15 protein-coding genes and 2 pseudogenes are annotated in these 16,565 nt (G+C 68.1%); 14 read left to right on the forward strand and 3 right to left on the reverse strand.

Annotated elements, in window-relative coordinates; all coding sequences use genetic code 11:
- Window positions 1-299: pseudogene (locus ACIBLA_RS36065) on the reverse strand (hypothetical protein); the annotation flags it as partial.
- Between the two features lie 52 nt (window positions 300-351).
- On the opposite strand from ACIBLA_RS36065, the gene ACIBLA_RS36070 reads away from it, so the two are divergent.
- Entirely contained in the window at window positions 352-1,071 is a 720-nt protein-coding gene (locus ACIBLA_RS36070; RefSeq protein WP_399201007.1) for a hypothetical protein, read from the forward strand.
- Between the two features lie 97 nt (window positions 1,072-1,168).
- Here ACIBLA_RS36070 and ACIBLA_RS36075 read toward each other — a convergent pair.
- Window positions 1,169-1,716 (reverse strand): annotated as a pseudogene (locus ACIBLA_RS36075) (GH25 family lysozyme); the annotation flags it as partial.
- Between ACIBLA_RS36075 and ACIBLA_RS36080 the strand changes: the two are divergent.
- On the forward strand, window positions 1,672-2,250 hold the full coding sequence (locus ACIBLA_RS36080; protein ID WP_399201008.1) for an IS607 family transposase: 579 nt from the start codon (window positions 1,672-1,674) through the stop codon (window positions 2,248-2,250). The pseudogene ACIBLA_RS36075 and the gene ACIBLA_RS36080 overlap by 45 nt on opposite strands.
- Window positions 2,243-3,889: an IS200/IS605 family accessory protein TnpB-related protein gene (locus tag ACIBLA_RS36085; protein ID WP_399201009.1), complete on the forward strand. Its 1,647-nt coding sequence runs from the start codon at window positions 2,243-2,245 to the stop codon at window positions 3,887-3,889. Before ACIBLA_RS36080 ends, ACIBLA_RS36085 begins: the two co-directional genes overlap by 8 nt.
- Window positions 3,890-4,187: 298 nt before the next feature.
- Here the strand turns inward: ACIBLA_RS36085 and ACIBLA_RS36090 are convergent, their stop codons facing one another.
- Complete coding sequence (locus ACIBLA_RS36090) at window positions 4,188-4,985, reverse strand: C40 family peptidase (RefSeq protein WP_399201010.1); 798 nt, start codon at window positions 4,983-4,985, stop codon at window positions 4,188-4,190.
- Between the two features lie 712 nt (window positions 4,986-5,697).
- On the opposite strand from ACIBLA_RS36090, the gene ACIBLA_RS36095 reads away from it, so the two are divergent.
- The 11 genes from ACIBLA_RS36095 (at window position 5,698) to nuoK (ending at window position 16,553) form a co-directional block, all read left to right on the forward strand.
- Window positions 5,698-6,057 (forward strand): NADH-quinone oxidoreductase subunit A, encoded by a 360-nt coding sequence (locus ACIBLA_RS36095; protein WP_023539436.1) that lies wholly within the window; start codon window positions 5,698-5,700, stop codon window positions 6,055-6,057.
- A gap of 19 nt (window positions 6,058-6,076) precedes the next feature.
- Window positions 6,077-6,631, forward strand: coding sequence for an NADH-quinone oxidoreductase subunit B family protein (locus ACIBLA_RS36100; protein WP_329383313.1), 555 nt, complete (start codon window positions 6,077-6,079; stop codon window positions 6,629-6,631).
- Window positions 6,632-6,722: 91 nt separating this feature from the next.
- Window positions 6,723-7,445 carry an NADH-quinone oxidoreductase subunit C gene (locus tag ACIBLA_RS36105; RefSeq protein ID WP_363245919.1) on the forward strand — a complete coding sequence of 241 codons (723 nt, stop codon included), beginning with the start codon at window positions 6,723-6,725 and terminating at the stop codon, window positions 7,443-7,445.
- Window positions 7,442-8,764, forward strand: coding sequence for an NADH-quinone oxidoreductase subunit D (locus tag ACIBLA_RS36110; RefSeq protein ID WP_363245920.1), 1,323 nt, complete (start codon window positions 7,442-7,444; stop codon window positions 8,762-8,764). Before ACIBLA_RS36105 ends, ACIBLA_RS36110 begins: the two co-directional genes overlap by 4 nt.
- A 32-nt stretch (window positions 8,765-8,796) precedes the next feature.
- Window positions 8,797-9,504, forward strand: a complete 708-nt coding sequence (nuoE, locus tag ACIBLA_RS36115; RefSeq protein ID WP_399201018.1) for an NADH-quinone oxidoreductase subunit NuoE — start codon at window positions 8,797-8,799, stop codon at window positions 9,502-9,504.
- Window positions 9,504-10,859, forward strand: coding sequence for an NADH-quinone oxidoreductase subunit NuoF (gene nuoF, locus ACIBLA_RS36120; RefSeq protein WP_399201011.1), 1,356 nt, complete (start codon window positions 9,504-9,506; stop codon window positions 10,857-10,859). Before nuoE ends, nuoF begins: the two co-directional genes overlap by 1 nt.
- Complete coding sequence (locus ACIBLA_RS36125) at window positions 10,856-13,378, forward strand: NADH-quinone oxidoreductase subunit G (RefSeq protein ID WP_399201012.1); 2,523 nt, start codon at window positions 10,856-10,858, stop codon at window positions 13,376-13,378. The genes nuoF and ACIBLA_RS36125 overlap by 4 nt, the downstream gene beginning before the upstream one ends.
- Window positions 13,375-14,772: an NADH-quinone oxidoreductase subunit NuoH gene (gene nuoH, locus ACIBLA_RS36130; protein WP_363245923.1), complete on the forward strand. Its 1,398-nt coding sequence runs from the start codon at window positions 13,375-13,377 to the stop codon at window positions 14,770-14,772. Before ACIBLA_RS36125 ends, nuoH begins: the two co-directional genes overlap by 4 nt.
- Complete coding sequence (gene nuoI, locus ACIBLA_RS36135; protein WP_363245924.1) at window positions 14,765-15,424, forward strand: NADH-quinone oxidoreductase subunit NuoI; 660 nt, start codon at window positions 14,765-14,767, stop codon at window positions 15,422-15,424. The genes nuoH and nuoI overlap by 8 nt, the downstream gene beginning before the upstream one ends.
- On the forward strand, window positions 15,421-16,257 hold the full coding sequence (locus ACIBLA_RS36140; RefSeq protein ID WP_399201013.1) for an NADH-quinone oxidoreductase subunit J: 837 nt from the start codon (window positions 15,421-15,423) through the stop codon (window positions 16,255-16,257). The genes nuoI and ACIBLA_RS36140 overlap by 4 nt, the downstream gene beginning before the upstream one ends.
- Window positions 16,254-16,553 (forward strand): NADH-quinone oxidoreductase subunit NuoK, encoded by a 300-nt coding sequence (gene nuoK, locus ACIBLA_RS36145; protein ID WP_363245926.1) that lies wholly within the window; start codon window positions 16,254-16,256, stop codon window positions 16,551-16,553. The genes ACIBLA_RS36140 and nuoK overlap by 4 nt, the downstream gene beginning before the upstream one ends.
- Window positions 16,554-16,565: the final 12 nt, after the last annotated feature.

Genomic DNA, 16,565 nt, shown 5'->3' on the forward strand with positions numbered 1-16,565 from the left:
CGGTTCAGCAGGTTCTGAAGCCCGTCCGGTGTGCTGTGACCTGCGAATTCGGCGAGTTGCCAGCCGTTCTTACGGCTTACCGAACCCAGCAGGCCGCGCACATAGGCCCGCATCCGCCACCGAAGGTCCGCCCGACTGAACCGCCGCCCCACCCGCAACAGCAGCTCTTCCAGTTCAGCCGCCCACTCTGCAAGCAGTTCCGTCTCTTCCACAACCATGACAACGGACACGCCGAACCGCTGGTCACGAACTGCCGCAATATGACGGGCCGTCAGCTCGCTACACTCGGAAAGAGGCACCTGACCAGCCACGATAGCGATCTACCGCTGGAGTACTAGACGAAGGACCACCTTGACCAGTTTCAAGAAGCCCATGCTCGCTGTGACCGTGTTCACCGGTCTCGTTGGCGTCGCTGCTTGCAACAGCGGCAGTGCGCACAGCAGCACCGACACCAGCACCGCTGCCCAAGTAGCCACCTACAGCGTCGGATATGACTACGGCAGTGATCTCCTCAAGAGCACTTACCATGGCAAAGAGCCAGACTTTGATGAGGCCATGGGCGCCTGTAACGACGGGGTGGGCTATGAACGGGAGCGCCTCTATCGCTCCCACGGTCTCACTCCGGTAGAGATCGCCCCGATCACTGACGAGGAGTTTGAGTCTTATAACGCCCTCAACGAAGAGATCGGCGAAGACCCCGATAGCGCCCTCGACGGCTACCAGCAGGGCTGCCAAGATGCCCTCGATGGCCAGCCTGCAACCCCGTCAATATGGGACCGTGCATCCGCTGCCACAGGCGATCCCTACGCCGAGGGATACACCTTCGCCACCTACAAATTGCCCATCCTCAAGGGTGTGGCAAAAGAGGAAAGTATTGCTGACCCAGTAGAGGAGGCTATCGCAGTCTGTCAGGTGAATGTTCTGATCGCCGTCGATCAACTGGCTATCGCGAAAGACCCCGACACCTCCCAGTGGGAGAAGGCACCAGGCATCGAGGACAGGCACCGTGACTTCATCGCTGGCTGTGAGGACGCCGCCAACGGCAAGCCCAGGGCCGCGCCCAAGTCCTGAAGCTCCTTGCGTGCAGGGGAAGTCACCCCTCGCCGTCGGCACCGCTCACCTGGAAGCCCTCGTCTGCGAGGGCTTCCAGGCTCGCGCCGCCGCCCCCTGCCCACCGTCGCAGGGCCGCGGCGTCGGCGAACCGGGCGACGTTCGTGTCGAGCGGGGTGTCCGTGTACTGGTGGAACTTCCACGCGGCCTTGATCCGGGGCTTGCCCGCGCTCACGTAGTCCGCGATCCACAGGGCGTCGCCCGCCCCGCTGGTGGTGTCGCGGTTGAGCCAGAAGTCCCGGTTGCCGTACAGCCCGACGCGGTGGTCCGCGCGGCGCAGCCGGCGGGCCTCGGCCAGGAAGGCGTCCTTGGACGCGTACGAGACGCCAGCGTCCTCCCAGTCGGCGAACAGCGGGTCGCCCGCGTGCTCGGCGGCCTTCTCCACGAAGTACTTCGCCTGCGCCTTCATGCTGCCGGGCCGCAGGAAGTGGTAGAAGCCGACGACCAGCCCGGCCTCGCGCGTGTGAAGCTTGCTCCAGCATGCGGAGGGTTCCTTATTGCTTGGGATTGAGTCAACTTTAGTGTGTATTGCAGCCCTTGAGTATGTGTTACGGTCGCTGTATGAACCTCAAGGAGTGGGCGATGGCGAACGGTGTGCACCCGCATACCGCCTATCGCTGGTTCCGTGAAGGCACCTTGCCGGTCCCTGCTGAGCGAGTCGGGCCGCGGACGATCCTGGTGAACATTGAGGCGAACTCCTCACCGTTCGTGACGGGCGGCGTGGGTCTGTATGCCCGCGTGTCGTCGGATGATCAGAAGTCGGATCTTGAGCGGCAGGCCGCTCGGTTGTCCGCGTGGGCGGCGAAGGCCGGTCACCGGGTGGTGCGGATCGAGTCGGAAATCGCCTCGGGCATGAACGGCTCGCGTACCAAGGCCCGTCGTCTGCTGGCCGATCCGAATGTGACCACGGTGGTGGTCGAGCGCAAGGACAGGCTCGGGCGGATGAATGTGGAGCTGATCGAGGCCGCTCTGGCCGCGACCGGGCGCCGTCTGGTGGTGCTGGATGACGGTGAGGTCGAAGACGACCTGGTACGCGACATGGTGGAGGTCCTGACCTCGTTCTGTGCCCGCCTGTACGGTCGCCGTTCCGCGAAGAACCGGGCGAAGAAAGCCTTGGAAGCGGCGGCTCAGGATGACTGAGCCGAAGAAGCAACTGCGTCAGGTCGCCCCGTCGTTCGTCGCGTTCGGCCCTGCCGGTGTGTCGATTCGGGACCGTCTCAAGAACCTGACGCCCGAGGACGAGAAGGTGTTGCGCCTGGTCGGCGAGCATCTCGGTTCGCTGGCATCCCGTGACCTCAAGGCTCGCTGTCACGATGGCCTGGAGCACTCCACCGAGACGTGGGCGTCCCGTAAACGGGATCTGACAGCCGTGTCGTCGTCGCGGTGGGCTGGTTCGCTGACCAAGGCCACCCACGACCAGTGGGCGCTCGCCCGGCGCGGCCAGGCCGCGCATCTGAAGTCCCTGGAGGCCGGCGTCCGCACCATCGCGCACCGCCTGTCCCTCCCGATCGGCGAGAAGGGCACCAAGCGCGCTCCGGGTGGCTACCGGTCGAAGAGCGAGTGGTTCCACAAGACCCGGCGCCTGCAGGTACTTGAGGGTCGTCTCGACGCTGTGCGGACCGACCGCAAGAACGGCGTCGTCCATGTGGTGCGGGGCGGGCGGAAGTTGCTGAACACCCGCCACAACCTGGCCACAGCGCAGCTCACCGAGTCGCAGTGGCGGGAACGCTGGGAAACTGCCCGCTGGATCCTCGCGGCTGATGGCGAGTCCGGCAAGCGGTACGGCAACGAAACCATCCGCATCACCCCGGACGGCGAGGTCAGCATCAAGCTGCCCTCCCCGCTCGCGGACCTGGCGAACGCCAAGCACGGCCGGTACACGCTGGCCACGAAGGTGTCGTTCCCGCACCGGGGCCTCGAGTGGGCCGACCGCGTGGAAGCCAACCGGGCCGTCGCCTACCGCGTCCACTTCGACGTTGAGCGCGGACGCTGGTACGTGGACGCCTCATGGTCCTGTCCGGTGACCCGGACGATCCCGATGGAGACCGCGCTCGCACACGGTGTCATCGGCGTGGACACCAACGCCGACCACCTCGCCGCCTGGCGCTTGGACCCGGACGGAAACCCGGTCGGGCAGCCCCGCCGCTTCTCCTACGACCTCAGCGGGTCGGCCGACCACCGTGACGCCCAGGTCCGCCATGCCTTGTCGCGGCTGCTGAACTGGGCCAAGACCTGCGCAGTCAAGGCGATCGCGGTCGAGGACCTGGACTTCGCCGATTCCAGGACCCGCGAGAAGTACGGCCGTAAGCGCTGCTTCCGCCAGTTGATCTCCGGTATGCCCACCGGGAAACTCCGCGCCCGGCTCACCTCCATGGCCGACGCCACCGGTATCGCGATCATCGCCGTCGACCCGGCCTACACCAGCATGTGGGGGGCGCAGCACTGGAAGAAGCCCATGGCCGCACCCCGACGTAAGACCAGCCGGCACGATGCCGCGAGCATCGCGATCGGCAGACGCGCCCAAGGACACCCGATCCGGCGACGGACGGCACCGCCCCGTGCACACCAGAGCGATGTGCACGGGCATCGGACCGCCCAGGCTGGCCGGCGTGCTCTTGGGCGTGAGGAAACCCGCCGCCCCGTCACGGACCGTGATCAAGAGTCACCGGCCCGGACAGGGTACAAACAAGGAACGCGGGCGACCAGCGCACCCAAAACCGTTCGGGATGCGCGCAGTGACCGGCAGTGGATCCAAAACTCACTCCTGCTCACTGGCTAGGAACGGTTGAGGTACGAGGTGCCTTTTCGAAGGCGAAGTCGAGGCCCTTCGTGGAGAACGACGAGCTCTGGTACGACGCGACGTCGACGCCCTTGACGGTCATCGGTGGTGCCTCCTGCGCAATACGGGTGGGGGAGGGACTTCCCTCTCTGTCCGATGCCCCCGACGGCACCGCGGCACTCTCGAACAACCGTGTCCGCAAGCCCCCTTGGAGCTGCGCCGGTGCACGGCGAAGGGCCGCCGTTCCCCTGGGGCGGGGGAGCGGCGGCCCTTGTGAGGAGCGGTCCGTGCCGGTGGATCAGAGGAGACGGATCGCACCGCTCGGCGGGTCCCAGTCCAGCGTCTTCTCGACGACGCCGGTACCGGAGTTCTGCGCGCCGATGAACTTGCCGCCGCCGGAGTAGATCGCCACGTGGTACGCGCTTCCCGCGCCGCCCCAGTAGAGGATGTCGCCGGGCTGGAGGTTGTCCAGGGAGACCGGGGTGCCGGACGTCGACTGCGGCTGCGAGGTGCGCGGCAGGTCGACGCCGATCTGGCGGTAGGCGGCCTGGACGAGGCTGGAGCAGTCCCAGGAGTCGGGGCCGTTGGAGCCGAGCACGTACGCGTCGCCGACCTGGGCGCGCGCGAAGGCCAGGACGGCGGCGGCCGAGCCGGTGGCCTGCGTGGTGCCGGTCGAGTCGGAAGAGGCGGAGAGCGTCGTCCGCTCCTCGGAGCGCGAGGCGCGCTCTTCGGCGGCGGCCTTGGCGCGGGCGGCCTCGGCCTTCTTCTTCGCCTCCGCCTTGCGCTCGGCCTCAGCCTTGGCCCTCTTGGCGACCTTCGCGGCGTGGGCGGCGGCGGCGTCTTCCTGCGCGCCCAGTTCGAGGTCGACCGCGACCCGCTGGGTGGCGGCGGCGGACTGCGCGACGCCGCCCGCGAGGGCGGAGGTGAGCGTGGGCATCTCGATGGTCTCGGTGACCGGCTCGGCGTGGGCCGGAGCGGCGGCACCGGCCAGCGCCATGGTGCTGAGGACGCCACCGGCAACTCCGGACCGGATCGCGGTTTTCGACGCGCCTCGGCGGGGCTTCCGGTGGCTGGGTATGTGAGCGGTGTGGGACATGAGGACAATCGCTATCAGGGCTTTTGGGTTCCCTTCAAGAAACGTGTGTTGCGCCACAGTTACGTTCGGAATAGGCCAATCCACTTACTGTCGGCCTTTATTGACGCCGTAACGGGCATAACGGGCACCCGTGATCATGGCTGTGATCACGGGGTTTCGGTGAATCGCCCGGATTGCCCGCCGCTTACCATCCGTTCCCTCCGATGGCCAAGCCCCGCTTATGCGACGGTTGAGCGCAGTGGTGCAGGTCACAGAATGGTGAACGTCAGGGTTCCCGAACGCTCGTGAACGCGTGCACGTGATCCGCGTCCGTTCACCCTCCGTCCACCCCTGTCCCCGGACCTCCCCCGCGCGGGTGGGGCGCGTTTATCACGCGTCGGCGTCCATCTCCAATTTGCCGCTCTCCGCATTGACTTGGTACCGGCCGCACGTCTCCGACCAGCGGTGACTCTCCGCATTGTTACCTCAAGTGACGAGACGGGCGCCGCCTGTTCGAGGATCAACCGGCCCTCAGACGGATGATCGATCGTCGGGTGGTGGAGATCACAAACCCGTTGTCCCACCCCGTGTCGCAGATCACAGACCGGGAGGCATAGGATGCGGGACAGTCCGGCTTGTGAACTGCCTCACATACGAGTGATCTTCGTGAGGCGGTGAGACAGAAGCTCGGTTGAGGACCAACGGTCAGGGACGACTGGAAGGAGCGAGGAGCGTGAATGCCTACGCGCCAATCCTCGTGCTCGGCGCTCTCGGTGCCGCGTTTGCGATCTTCTCCGTGGTGGCGGCCACGCTTATCGGCCCGAAAAGGTACAACCGGGCAAAACTCGAAGCGTACGAGTGCGGCATCGAGCCCACTCCCACGCCGGCCGGAGGTGGCCGCTTTCCCATCAAGTACTACCTGACGGCGATGCTCTTCATCATTTTCGACATCGAGGTCGTCTTCCTTTACCCCTGGGCCGTCACCTTCGACGCACTGGGGCTTTTCGGGCTCGTGGAGATGTTGCTCTTCGTGCTCACCGTCTTCGTCGCCTACGCGTATGTGTGGCGGCGCGGCGGTCTGGAATGGGACTAAAGGCGCGGAGGGGCAACCAATGGGACTCGAAGAGAAGCTGCCGAGCGGATTTCTGCTGACCACCGTCGAGCAGGCCGCGGGCTGGGTAAGGAAGTCGTCCGTCTTCCCGGCGACCTTCGGCCTGGCCTGCTGCGCCATCGAGATGATGACGACGGGCGCCGGCCGGTACGACCTGGCCCGGTTCGGCATGGAGGTCTTCCGCGGTTCGCCGCGCCAGGCGGACCTGATGATCGTGGCGGGACGGGTGAGCCAGAAGATGGCGCCCGTCCTCAGGCAGGTCTATGACCAGATGCCGAACCCCAAGTGGGTCATTTCCATGGGGGTTTGCGCGTCCTCGGGCGGGATGTTCAACAACTACGCGATCGTCCAGGGCGTCGACCACGTCGTCCCTGTCGACATCTACCTGCCGGGCTGCCCGCCGCGGCCGGAAATGCTGATGGACTCCATCCTCAAGCTCCACCAGAAGATCCAGAGTTCCAAGCTCGGGGTCAACGCGGAGGAAGCGGCCCGAGAGGCGGAGGAAGCGGCGCTGAAGGCGCTGCCGTTGATCGAGATGAAGGGGCTGCTGAGGTGAGCGACGCACGCGAGGCCACCGGGCAGTACGAGAAGACGAAATCCGCGCCTCTGTGCCGAGCGGGCGGAGAAGCGAACGAAAGGGGCGCGCGGTGAGTGACGAGCAGAACGGCGCGAGCGTTCCGTCCGCGCGGGGGCAGGCCGCCGAGGTCATCGGCGTACGCAAGGGCATGTTCGGCACCGACAGCGGGGGCGGTGACACCAGCGGATACGGCGGTCTCGTCAGGACCGTGAACATGCCGGGCGCCGCCAGCCGCCCGTACGGCGGTCCCGACGGCCTCTTCGACGAGATCGCCGACGAACTCGAAGGCGCGCTGGAGGAGCAGGGACTGCTCCCGGCGAACGCCATCGAGAAGACGGTCGTCGACCGGGGCGAACTCACCTTCCACATCGCCCGCGAGCATCTGGTCCAGGTGGCCAGGACCCTGCGCGACGACCCGGCGCTCCGCTTCGAGCTGTGCACGGGTGTGTCCGGCGTCCACTTCCTGGGGGACAAGGGCCGCGAGCTGCACGCCGTCTACCACCTGCGCTCACTGACGCACGGCCGGCTGATCCGCCTTGAGGTGTCCGCACCGGACAGCGACCCGCATGTGCCGTCCCTGGTCGAGGTCTATCCGACCAACGACTGGCACGAGCGCGAGACGTACGACTTCTTCGGCCTGATCTTCGACGGCCACCCCGCCCTCACCCGGATCATGATGCCGGACGACTGGCAGGGCTTCCCGCAGCGCAAGGACTATCCCCTCGGCGGCATCGCCGTCGAGTACAAGGGCGCCCAGATCCCGTCTCCGGACCAGCGGAGGTCGTACTCATGACCACCCCCCACGCCACTCCCCGTGCCACCACCGAGGGCACCGTCTACACCGTCACCGGTGGTGACTGGGACGAGGTCGTCGAGACCGCGGCCAAGTCGGACGACGAGCGCATCATCGTCAACATGGGTCCCCAGCACCCGTCGACGCACGGCGTGCTCAGGCTGATCCTGGAGATCGAGGGCGAGACCGTCACCGAGGCCCGCTGCGGCATCGGCTATCTGCACACCGGCATCGAGAAGAACCTCGAATTCCGCAACTGGACGCAGGGCACCACCTTCGTCACGCGCATGGACTACCTGACGTCGTTCTTCAACGAGACGGCGTACTGCCGGGCCGTCGAGTCGCTGCTCGGCATCGAGGACGACATCCCGGACCGGGCGAACATCATCCGCGTCCTGCTGATGGAGCTGAACCGGCTCTCCTCGCACCTGGTCTGCATCGCCACCGGCGGTATGGAACTCGGCGCGACCACGATCATGATCTACGGCTTCCGCGATCGTGAACTGATTCTCGATGCCTACGAGTTGATCACCGGCCTGCGGATGAACCACGCGTACATCCGGCCCGGCGGCCTCGCCCAGGACTTCCCTCCGGGCGCCGTCGACCATCTGCGCGAGCTGCTGAAGACCCTGCGCAAGAACCTGCCGGAGTACGACAAGCTCGCCACCGGCAACCCGATCTTCAAGGCCCGTATGCAGGACGTCGGCTATCTCGACCTGGCCGGCTGCATGGCGCTCGGCGCCACGGGACCGATCCTGCGCTCGGCCGGGCTGCCGCACGACCTGCGCAAGACCGACCCGTACTGCGGCTACGAGACGTACGACTTCGACATCCCGACCGCCGAGACCTGCGACGCCTACGGCCGCTTCCTCATCCGGCTGGAAGAGATGCGGCAGTCGCTGCGGATCGTCGAGCAGTGCCTGGACCGCCTGGAGCCGGGCCCGGTCATGGTCGGCGACAAGAAGATCGCCTGGCCCGCGCAGCTCGCGCTCGGCCCGGACGGACTCGGCAACTCGCTCGACCACATCAAGAACATCATGGGCACGTCCATGGAGGCTCTGATCCATCACTTCAAGCTGGTGACGGAGGGCTTCCGGGTCCCGCCGGGGCAGGCGTACGCCGCCGTCGAGTCGCCCAAGGGCGAACTCGGCGTGCACGTCGTCTCCGACGGGGGCACGCGCCCCTACCGGGTCCACTTCCGCGACCCGTCGTTCACCAATCTCCAGTCCATGGCGGCCATGTGCGAGGGCGGCCAGGTCGCCGATGTCATCGTCGCCGTCGCGTCCATCGACCCCGTGATGGGAGGCGTCGACCGGTGACCACCACACCGAATTCCGAGGTCAGCCTCGGAATGCCCCAACTCCCCGCCCCCGACTACCCGGCCGATGTACGCGCCCGGCTGGAGACGGACGCGAAGGAGGTGATCGCCCGCTACCCCGACAGCCGCTCGGCCCTGCTGCCGCTGCTGCACCTCACGCAGTCCGAGGAGGGGTACGTCACCCGTACCGGCGTCCGGTTCTGCGCCGAGATGCTGGGGCTGACCACCGCCGAGGTGACCGCGGTCTCCACCTTCTACTCGATGTACCGGCGCAAGCCGTCCGGCGACTACCAGGTCGGCGTCTGCACCAACACGCTGTGCGCGGTGATGGGCGGCGACGCCATCTTCGACGAGCTGAAGCAGCACCTGGGCGTCGGCAACAACGAGACCACCGAGGACGGCAAGGTCACGCTGGAGCACATCGAGTGCAACGCGGCCTGCGACTTCGCGCCGGTGGTGATGGTCAACTGGGAGTTCTTCGACAACCAGACCGTCGAGTCGGCCAAGCAGCTCGTGGACGACCTCATGGCCGGCGAGCAGGTCACCCCGACACGCGGCGCGCCCCTGTGCACGTACAAGGAGACCGCGCGCATCCTCGCGGGCTTCCCCGACGAGCGCCCCGGCGCCGTCGACGCCACCGGTGGCGCGGGCCCCGCCTCGCTGATCGGACTCAAACTCGCCAAGGGCGAGGCCGTGAACCCCGCGAACCCCACGGGCCCGGCAGCCGAGGAGGGGAAGTGATGACCACAGCACCCGAGATGAGCGACACCGGCCCGGAGAAGCTCCTCTCTCCGGTCCTGTCCGCGTTCTGGGACCAGCCCGACGCGTGGACGCTGGAGACCTACAAGCGGCACGAGGGGTACGAGGGCCTGCGCAAGGCACTCGCCATGACGCCCGACGACCTCATCGCGTACGTGAAGGACTCCGGTCTGCGCGGCAGGGGCGGCGCGGGCTTCCCCACCGGCATGAAGTGGCAGTTCATTCCGCAGGGCGACGGCAAACCGCACTATCTCGTCGTCAACGCCGACGAGTCGGAGCCCGGCACCTGCAAGGACATCCCCCTTCTCTTCGCCAACCCGCACTCCCTCATCGAGGGAATGATCATCGCCTGCTACGCGATCCGCTCGCAGCACGCCTTCATCTATCTGCGCGGCGAGGTCGTGCCCGTCCTGCGCAGGCTGCACGAGGCCGTACGTGAGGCCTACGAGGCGGGCTACCTCGGCAAGGACATCCTCGGCAGCGGGATCGACCTCGACATCACCGTGCACGCGGGGGCCGGCGCGTACATCTGCGGCGAGGAGACCGCGCTGCTGGACTCGCTGGAGGGACGGCGCGGACAGCCCCGCCTGCGCCCGCCGTTCCCGGCGGTCGCGGGTCTCTACGCGTGCCCCACTGTGGTGAACAACGTCGAATCCATCGCCTCGGTTCCCGCGATCCTCAACCGCGGCAAGGACTGGTTCAAGTCGATGGGCACCGAGAAGTCCGCGGGCTTCACGCTCTACTCGCTCAGCGGCCATGTCACCAGCCCCGGCCAGTACGAGGCCCCGCTCGGCATCACGCTGCGCCAGCTGCTCGACATGGGCGGCGGCATGCGCAAGGGCCACCGGCTCAAGTTCTGGACGCCGGGCGGCTCCTCGACCCCGATGTTCACCGACGAGCACCTGGACGTCCCGCTCGACTACGAGGGCGTCGGCGCCGCCGGCTCCATGCTCGGCACCAAGGCGCTCCAGTGCTTCGACGAGACCACCTGCGTGGTGCGGGCCGTCACCCGGTGGACCGAGTTCTACGCCCACGAGTCCTGCGGCAAGTGCACCCCGTGCCGTGAAGGCACCTACTGGCTGGTGCAGTTGCTGCGGGACATCGAGGCCGGCAAGGGCGTCCCGTCCGACCTCGACAAGCTCAACGACATCGCCGACAACATCAACGGCAAGTCGTTCTGCGCCCTCGGCGACGGCGCCGCCGCGCCGATCTTCTCCTCGCTCAAGTACTTCCGCGAGGAGTACGAGCAGCACATCACCGGCAAGGGCTGCCCCTTCGACCCGGCGAAGTCCACCCTGTGGGCCGACCGCAACACGCACCTGGAGGTGAACGCATGACAGTCACCACGTCTGCCCCCTCCGGCGGCGGCGAGGCGGCGGTCCCGCCCGAAGATCTCGTCTCGCTGACCATCGACGGCATCGAGATCTCGGTCCCCAAGGGGACCTTGGTGATCCGCGCCGCCGAACTCCTCGGCATCGAGATCCCCCGCTTCTGCGACCACCCGCTCCTCGACCCGGCCGGCGCCTGCCGGCAGTGCATCGTCGAGGTCGAGGGCCAGCGCAAGCCGATGGCCTCCTGCACCATCACCTGCACCGACGGCATGGTCGTCAAGTCGCAGATCACCTCGCCGGTCGCCGAGAAGGCCCAGCGCGGTGTGATGGAGCTGCTGCTCATCAACCACCCGCTGGACTGCCCGGTCTGCGACAAGGGTGGTGAGTGCCCGCTGCAGAACCAGGCGATGAGCGCCGGCCAGGCCGACACCCGGTTCGAGGGCAAGAAGCGGACCTTCGAGAAGCCCGTACCGATCTCCACCCAGGTGCTGCTCGACCGCGAGCGGTGCGTGCTCTGCGCGCGCTGCACCCGCTTCTCCAACCAGGTCGCGGGCGACCCGGTGATCGAGTTCCTGGAGCGCGGCGCGCTCCAGCAGGTCGGCATCGGCGTGGGCGACCCGTTCGAGTCGTACTTCTCCGGCAACACCATCCAGATCTGCCCGGTCGGCGCGCTGACCTCGGCGGCGTACCGCTTCCGCTCCCGCCCCTTCGACCTGGTCTCCTCGCCGAGCGTGTGCGAGCACTGCGCGGGCGGCTGCGCCACCCGCACCGACCACCGGCGCGGCAAGGTCATGCGGCGCATGGCCGCCGACGACCCCCAGGTCAACGAGGAGTGGATCTGCGACAAGGGGCGGTTCGGCTTCCGCTACGCGCAGCGGCCCGACCGGCTCACCACACCTCTCGTCCGGGGCGCGGACGGCGAGTTGGCACCGGCCAGCTGGCCCGAGGCGCTGGAGGCCGCCGCGAACGGTCTCGCCGCCGCGCGCGGCCGGGCCGCCGTCCTGACCGGCGGCCGGCTCACGGTCGAGGACTCCTACGCGTACGCCAAGTTCACCCGCGTCGCGCTCGACACCAACGACATCGACTTCCGCGCGCGCGTACACAGCGCCGAGGAGGCCGAGTTCCTCGCCGCCCATGTCGCCGGCCACGGCATCGACCTGGACGGCACGGGGATCACGAACACGACGCTGGAGAAGGCCCCGGCCGTCCTGCTCGTCGGATTCGAGTCCGAGGAGGAGGCGCCCGGCGTCTTCCTGAGGATGCGCAAGGCCCACCGCAAGCACGGGCAGCGCAGCTTCTCGATCGCCACGCACGCCACCCGCGGACTGACGAAGGCGGGCGGCACGCTGCTGCCCGCCGCGCCCGGCACCGAGACCGAATGGCTCGACGCGCTCGCCTCGCAGACCGGCCTCGAAGGCGCGGGCACCCGCGCCGCCGAAGCCCTGCGCGAGAGCGGCGCGGTGATCGTCGTCGGCGAACGGCTCGCCGCCGTCCCCGGCGGACTCACCGCCGCCGCGAGGGCCGCCACCGCGACCGGCGCCCGGCTCGTCTGGGTCCCGCGCCGGGCCGGTGAGCGCGGCGCCGTCGAGGCCGGCGCGCTGCCGACGCTGCTGCCCGGCGGCCGTCCCGCCACGGACCCGCGGGCCCGTGAGGAGACCGCCGAGGTCTGGCGCGTACGCGAACTGCCGCACCGGCACGGCCGGGACACCGGCCAGATCGTCGACGCCGCCGTGACCGGCGAACTCGGCGCGCTGGTCGTCGCGGGCGTCGAGGTCGCCGACCTGCCGGACCCGGCGCGCGCGCGTGAGGCGCTGGCCGCCGTCGGCTTCCTGGTGTCGCTGGAACTGCGTCCCAGCGAGGTCACCGACCACGCGGACGTTGTCTTCCCGGTCGCCGCCGTCGCCGAGAAGGCCGGCACCTTCATCAACTGGGAAGGCAGGGTGCGGCTGTTCGACGCGGCGCTCAAGCCCGAGCAGATGACCCGCCAACTGGCCACGGACGACGCGCGGGTGCTGCACATGCTCGCCGACGCCATGGACGTACCCCTGGCGCTGCCGAACCTGAAGGCCGTACGCACCGAACTGGACCGGCTCGGCAACTGGGACGGCCCGCGCGCCGAGCCGCCCGTCGAGTCGTCGCGTCCGCTGCCCCGACCGGGCGCGGGCGAGGCGGTCCTCGCCGGTCACCGGCTGCTGCTCGACCAGGGCCGGCTCCAGGACGGCGACGAGGCCCTGGCGGGCACCCGCCACGCGGCCGTCGCCCGGCTCTCCGCCGCCACGGCGGCCGAGACGGGCGTCGGGGACGGCGACGTCCTGGCCGTCACCGGGTCCGCCGGCACGGTCGAACTGCCGCTCAGCGTCACCGAGATGCCCGACAAGGTCGTCTGGCTGCCGCTGAACTCGGCCGGCGGCGGTGTCCTCGCCGACACCGGCTCCCGGCCGGGCACGCTCGTGCGGATCGGCCCGGCCGAGGCGCAGGCCCCGGCCGGCGCCCCGGAGTCCGACGCACCGGAGGTGCGCGCATGACCGCCCTCGCCCAACTCGGCGCGGCACCCGCGCAGAGTGTCCTCGCCGCCGAGGACCTGTCGATGTTCGGCACCGACCCGTGGTGGCTGGTGGCCATCAAGGCCGTCTTCTGCTTCGCGTTCCTGATGGTGACCGTGCTGATCGCGATCGTCTGGGAGCGCAAGGTCGTCGCCTGGATGCAGCTGCGCATCGGGCCCAACCGGCACGGCCCCTGGGGCATGCTCCAGTCGCTCGCCGACGGCATCAAGCTGATGCTGAAGGAAGACGTCGTCGTCAAGCGGGCCGACAAGTTCGTCTACGTCCTGGCGCCGGTCATCGCGGCGGTGCCCGCCTTCATGGCGATCGCCGTGATCCCCTTCGGCCCCGCGGGCAACGAGGTCTCGATCTTCGGCCACCGCACCACGATGCAGCTGACCGACCTGCCGATCGCGATGCTCTACATCCTCGCGGTCGCCTCGGTCGGCATCTACGGCATCGTCCTCGCGGGCTGGTCGTCCGGATCGACGTACCCGCTGCTCGGCGGATTGCGCTCGTGCGCCCAGATGATCTCGTACGAGATCGCCATGGGCGCCGCGTTCGCCTCGGTGTTCCTCTACTCCGGGACGATGTCGACCTCGGCGATCGTCGAGGCGCAGGCCGACCGCTGGTACATCATCCTGCTGCCGGTCTCCTTCATCATCTACATCGTCACGATGGTCGGCGAGACCAACCGCGCGCCGTTCGACATGCCCGAGTCCGAGGGCGACCTGGTCGGCGGCTTCAACACCGAGTACTCGTCGATCAAGTTCGCGCTGTTCATGCTGGCCGAGTACGTCAACATGGTCACCGTCTCCGCCGTGTCCGCCACGCTCTTCCTGGGCGGCTGGCGGGCCCCGTACCCGATCTCCTCTTTCTGGGAGGGTGCGAACCACGGCTGGTGGCCGATGCTCTGGTTCATCATCAAGGTCCAGCTGCTGCTGTTCTTCTTCATCTGGCTGCGCGGCACGCTGCCCCGCGTGCGCTACGACCAGCTGATGAAGCTCGGCTGGAAGGTCCTCATCCCGGTCTCGGTCGTCTGGCTGATGCTCGTGGCGACCGTGCGCGCCCTGCGGAACGAGAACTACGACTTCCAGGACATCGTGCTCTACGTCGCCGGGGCCGTCATCGCGATCCTGCTGCTCTCCTTCGTCGCCGACATCTTCCGGGACAAGAAGGAGAAGGCCGCCGCCGCGGCCGAACCACCGCCGCCGCCGTTCGACCCGATGGCCGGTGGATTCCCGGTGCCCCCGCTGCCGGGGCAGACCCTGCCGCCCGTGCCGCGCCGGCGCTCACGCGGTGAGCGCGAACTGGTTGTCAGTGGTGGGGCCAATACTGAGAGTGACGCGAGTGACGGAAAGGAGGCTGACGGTGCCTGACAACGCTTCCAAAGGTTCGACGGGGGACGACCCCGGCGAGCGCCGGCTGAATCCGGTCGCCGGCTTCGGCGTGACCTTCAAGGCCATGTTCAAGAAGCGGCTGACCGAGCAGTATCCGGAGACGGAGAAGGTGACGGCGCCGCGCTTCCACGGCCGCCATCAGCTGAACCGTCATCCGGACGGCCTGGAGAAGTGCATCGGCTGCGAGCTGTGCGCCTGGGCCTGCCCGGCGGACGCGATCTATGTCGAGGGCGCGGACAACACCGAGGAGGAGCGCTACTCCCCGGGCGAGCGTTACGGCCGCGTCTACCAGATCAACTACGCGCGCTGCATTCTCTGCGGACTGTGCATCGAGGCGTGCCCCACGCGGGCGCTCACGATGACCAACGAGTTCGAGCTGGCGGACAGTTCGCGCGAGAGCCTGATCTACACCAAGGAGCAGCTGCTCGCCGGTCTGGAGGAGGGCATGGTCGAGTCCCCGCACTCGATCTTCCCCGGCACCGACGAACAGGACTACTACCGGGGCCTGGTGACCGAGGCGGCTCCCGGCACGGTCAAGCAGGTCGCCTTCACCAAGGGCGAGCGCCCGCAGGAAGGCGCCTCCGACTTCGGCGAGGACGAACCGGCTTCGAAGAAGGTGATCGGCGGATGAACTCGCTCGCCGCTTCTTCCCTCACCTCGACCGGCGAGGCCGTCCAGTTCTGGATTCTGGGCACCGTCGCCGTGCTCGGCGCGCTCGGCACCATCCTGATGAGGCGGGCCGTGCACAGCGCGCTCTGCCTCGCCGGGACCATGATCGTCCTGGCGGTCTTCTATCTGGCCAACGGGGCGTATTTCCTGGGCATCGTGCAGATCGTCGTCTACACCGGCGCGATCATGATGCTGTTCCTCTTCGTGGTCATGCTCGTCGGCGTCACCGCCGCCGACTCCCTCACGGAGACGATCAAGGGCCAGCGCTGGTGGGCCGCCGCGTGCGGCCTCGGCTTCGGCATCCTGCTGATCGCCGGCATCGGCAACGCGTCACTGACGACCTCCGCCGGACTCGGCGTCGCCAACGCCGGCGGCAATGTCGAGGGCCTGGCCGCCCTGATCTTCACCAGGTACGTGTTCGCCTTCGAGATCACCGGCGCCCTGCTGATCACGGCCTCGGTCGGCGCGATGGTGCTCACGCACCGCGAGCGCACCGAACGGGCCCTGACCCAGCGGGAGATGTCCGAGAAGCGCATCCGCAGCAAGCACCTGCCGCCGCTGCCCGCGCCCGGTGTCTACGCCAGGCACAACGCGGTGGACATCGCCGGTCTGCTGCCCGACGGCAGCGCGTCCGAGCTGACGGTCAGCAAGACGCTGAAGGACCGAGGCCAGATCCGGGACGTGTCCGGTGAGGCCATCGCGGACCTGAAGGCGCTGGAGCAGCGGTCCACGGAGCGTCTCGGCCGCGAGACGCGCCCGGACCGTGCGGACCGCGAGGAGGGCGTCACCAAATGAACCCGGCCAACTACCTCTATCTCGCCGCCCTGTTGTTCACCATCGGCGCGGCGGGAGTGCTGATCCGGCGCAATGCGATCGTCGTCTTCATGTGCGTCGAGCTGATGCTCAACGCGTGCAACCTCGCATTCGTCGCCTTCTCCCGGATGCACGGGAATCTGGACGGCCAGATCATCGCCTTCTTCACGATGGTCGTCGCCGCCGCGGAAGTCGTCGTCGGGCTCGCGATCATCGTGTCGCTGTTCCGCTCGCGCCACTCGGCCTCGGTCGACGACGCCAGCCTGATGAAGCTCTGAGGGGTCGCTGAA

The sequence above is a fragment of the Streptomyces sp. NPDC050433 genome (assembly GCF_044458565.1).
GTDB lineage: Bacteria > Actinomycetota > Actinomycetes > Streptomycetales > Streptomycetaceae > Streptomyces.

Coding starts and splice junctions, on each gene's coding strand:
- ACIBLA_RS36080 (WP_399201008.1), top strand. CDS start 1,672: ATGAACCTCAAGGAGTGGGCGATGGCGAACGGTGTGCACCCGCATACC.
- ACIBLA_RS36085 (WP_399201009.1), top strand. CDS start 2,243: ATGACTGAGCCGAAGAAGCAACTGCGTCAGGTCGCCCCGTCGTTCGTC.
- ACIBLA_RS36090 (WP_399201010.1), bottom strand. CDS start 4,985: ATGTCCCACACCGCTCACATACCCAGCCACCGGAAGCCCCGCCGAGGC.
- ACIBLA_RS36100 (WP_329383313.1), top strand. CDS start 6,077: ATGGGACTCGAAGAGAAGCTGCCGAGCGGATTTCTGCTGACCACCGTC.
- ACIBLA_RS36110 (WP_363245920.1), top strand. CDS start 7,442: ATGACCACCCCCCACGCCACTCCCCGTGCCACCACCGAGGGCACCGTC.
- nuoE (WP_399201018.1), top strand. CDS start 8,797: ATGCCCCAACTCCCCGCCCCCGACTACCCGGCCGATGTACGCGCCCGG.
- nuoF (WP_399201011.1), top strand. CDS start 9,504: ATGACCACAGCACCCGAGATGAGCGACACCGGCCCGGAGAAGCTCCTC.
- ACIBLA_RS36125 (WP_399201012.1), top strand. CDS start 10,856: ATGACAGTCACCACGTCTGCCCCCTCCGGCGGCGGCGAGGCGGCGGTC.
- nuoH (WP_363245923.1), top strand. CDS start 13,375: ATGACCGCCCTCGCCCAACTCGGCGCGGCACCCGCGCAGAGTGTCCTC.
- ACIBLA_RS36140 (WP_399201013.1), top strand. CDS start 15,421: ATGAACTCGCTCGCCGCTTCTTCCCTCACCTCGACCGGCGAGGCCGTC.
- nuoK (WP_363245926.1), top strand. CDS start 16,254: ATGAACCCGGCCAACTACCTCTATCTCGCCGCCCTGTTGTTCACCATC.